The 2,846-nt window shown below is 47.6% G+C and carries 2 protein-coding genes; both read left to right on the top strand.

Annotated elements, in window-relative coordinates; translation table 11 throughout:
* The first annotated feature begins 13 nt into the window (after positions 1-13).
* The gene (gene tgt / locus VN105_RS01285; RefSeq protein WP_325637141.1) at positions 14-1,144 is read left to right on the top strand and encodes a tRNA guanosine(34) transglycosylase Tgt; all 1,131 of its coding nucleotides are present in this window, start codon (positions 14-16) and stop codon (positions 1,142-1,144) included.
* A 38-nt stretch (positions 1,145-1,182) separates the two neighbouring features.
* Positions 1,183-2,262 (top strand): LptF/LptG family permease, encoded by a 1,080-nt coding sequence (locus VN105_RS01280; RefSeq protein ID WP_325637139.1) that lies wholly within the window; start codon positions 1,183-1,185, stop codon positions 2,260-2,262.
* Positions 2,263-2,846: the final 584 nt, after the last annotated feature.

The raw sequence follows: 2,846 nt of genomic DNA, 5'->3' as shown, positions 1-2,846 counted from the left end.
GAAATACCGACGAGTGAATTTTGAACTGATAACTACAGACAGCGGCAGTAATGCCAGGGCAGGGAAAATTACCACCGCCCACGGGGAAATAGAAACACCCATTTTCATGCCGGTAGGCACTGTGGGCAGCGTAAAAGCTGTTACACAGGAGCAGCTGCGTGCAGATGTACAGGCCCAGATCATTCTAGGCAATACCTATCACCTGTACTTAAGACCCGGCCTGGAAGTATTATCACTTGCAGGGGGCTTACATAAATTCAATGGCTGGAACCGACCTATCCTTACCGATAGCGGCGGTTACCAGGTATTTTCCCTGGCAGCCAACCGTAAGATCAAGGAAGAAGGCGTAGTGTTCCAATCGCATATCGACGGTTCCCGCCACCTTTTCACTCCCGAAAATGTGATGGATATCCAGCGCACCATTGGCGCCGATATCATTATGGCCTTTGACGAATGCCCGCCCTACCCGTCGGAATACCGCTATGCACGTAAGTCGATGGAGCTCACGCACCGCTGGCTCGACCGCTGCATCACACGACTCAATGATACTGAACCCGCATACGGTCACGAGCAAACCCTGTTCCCTATTGTGCAGGGCAGCACCTATAAAGATCTCCGTAAAGCCTCGGCTGAGTATATCGCTTCCCGCAACTGCGCCGGTAACGCCATTGGTGGCCTCAGTGTAGGAGAACCGGAAAATGAGATGTACGAAATGTGCGGACTGGTATGTGAATCACTGCCAGCCGATAAACCCCGTTACCTCATGGGCGTGGGAACTCCCTGGAATATCCTGGAGAATATTTCCCTCGGTATCGATATGTTCGACTGTGTGATGCCCACCCGCAATGGCCGTAACGGCATGTTGTTCACCTGGAACGGGGTAGTGAATATCCGCAATAAAAAATGGGCCACCGACTTTAACCCCATCGATGCCAACAGTCCCTGCTTTGCTACCAGCACCTACTCAAAAGCATACCTGCGACACCTGTTTGTAGCCGGGGAAATTTTAGGCATGACATTAGCCAGTATCCACAACCTGGCATTTTACCTGGAACTGGTGAAGGAAGCCCGTAAACAAATACTGGCCGGTACCTTCTCCTCCTGGAAAACGGGGATGATCGAACAGCTGAAAACACGGCTGTAAAAGTCCGCACTATAAAATAAACTAATATCTTTGGGGTCATGACTAAAATTGACTGGTACATTTTACGCAAGCTCATAGGTACTTTCATTTACTCCCTGATGATATTCCTATTGATTTCTGTAGTGATCGACACTACGGAAAAGGTGGACGACTTCATGAAGCACCACCTGTCGCTGCATGAAATTATAGTGGATTATTATTTCGGCTTTATACCCCACATCCTCGCTTTACTGTTCCCGCTGTTTATATTCCTGTCGGTTATATTTTTTACTTCCAAGATGGCCTACCGCTCGGAAATCATCGCTATCCTGGCTTCCGGCGTAAGCTTTCGCCGTTTTCTGCGTCCCTACTGGATGGGCGCATTCCTGTTCGGTGGAGTGCTCTGGCTGGCTAACTACTGGGTGGTGCCCAACGCCAACCGCATCCGTACCGGCTTTGAAAACAAATACCTCCACAGTCACGACGACGAGAAATCACAATACGACCGGACCACCCGTATCGATAGTTTCACCTACGTCACCTTTGGTACCTACGATCCCAACTATAAAAGCGGAAGTAACTTTGTGCTGTCTGTTGTGGATAAGCAAAACATGACCTTTAAACTAAAGGCCGACCGTATCAGCTGGGATTCCACCACAAAAAAATGGAAACTGGACTATGTATCCATGCGCACTATGAACGGGTTAAAAGAAACCTGGATCAGCAAACAGGATACCCTGCTCAAAATACCACTGGTACCAAAAGACCTGGTGGAAGAGAAAAACCTCCAGGAAGCCATGACCACTCCCGATCTCCGGCGGTATATCCAGCGGGAAAGCATCCGCGGGGCGGAAGGGCTTAATACCTATTGGGTAGAGTACTACAGGAGAACTTCAGCTGCTTTTGCCGTGGTGATCCTCACCCTGATCGGGGGCATTATTGCCGCCAAAAAAGTAAGGGGAGGAAGTGGACTACACCTGGCAGTAGGTATCGTTATCAGTGCCAGTTATATTATATTCCTGCAGTTCGCCACCGTGTTTTCCGTAAAAGCGGACCTGAACCCGCTGCTGGCAGTGTGGATTCCGAATATGCTGTTCGGGGGATTGGCATTTTACCTGTACCGCAGGGCGCCGAAGTGATGAGATAGTTGTGATTACCTAACTCCTTTGCAGGCACATAACTCAACCGGCAGCTTAAAAAAAGATGGAAGAATTATAAAAAACATCAGGCAACCAGCTCTGCCATATGACAGTGTAAAGTAAAATCAGGATTTACATGACAGACTGTAAAACAATTTCAGGATTATTTCTTAACCTGTATAGCTATATTAGGACGAGACAGACGGTGGGGAGTGTATGCACAGTGTATGGGGAGTGTATGGTGAGTGTATGGTGAGTGTATGGGGAGTGTATGGGGAGTGTATGGGGAGTGTATGGGGAGTGTATGGTGCCTGTATGAGAAATGCGACACATACACTAGTCCTAAGCTACTGAGAAGTATGGGATAAGTATGAGGCATATATCTTTATCCGTTTTATGGAATTTGCTTCCTGTCCGTTTTCCCCTTTCCGCTCTTTTATCAACCTATCCCCGCTCTTTTTCCAAAAAGCTTTCTCCGGATAAATCCCGCTTCTCATCTCCCCACAGTAATTTTTCAAACATTTTTTCTTTCAAAATTTTCAATTCATTCTGAAAATTTTACATTTCTTTAACGTCTATATAAG

The sequence above is a fragment of the Chitinophaga sp. genome (assembly GCF_035564935.1).
GTDB lineage: Bacteria > Bacteroidota > Bacteroidia > Chitinophagales > Chitinophagaceae > Chitinophaga.
Note: the sequence above shows the minus strand (reverse complement) of the source record. Positions and strands in the feature narration are given on the sequence as shown.

Bases quoted from the DNA above. Each gene is read 5' to 3' on its own strand.
- VN105_RS01280 (WP_325637139.1), top strand. From the start codon at position 1,183: ATGACTAAAATTGACTGGTACATTTTACGCAAGCTCATAGGTACTTTC.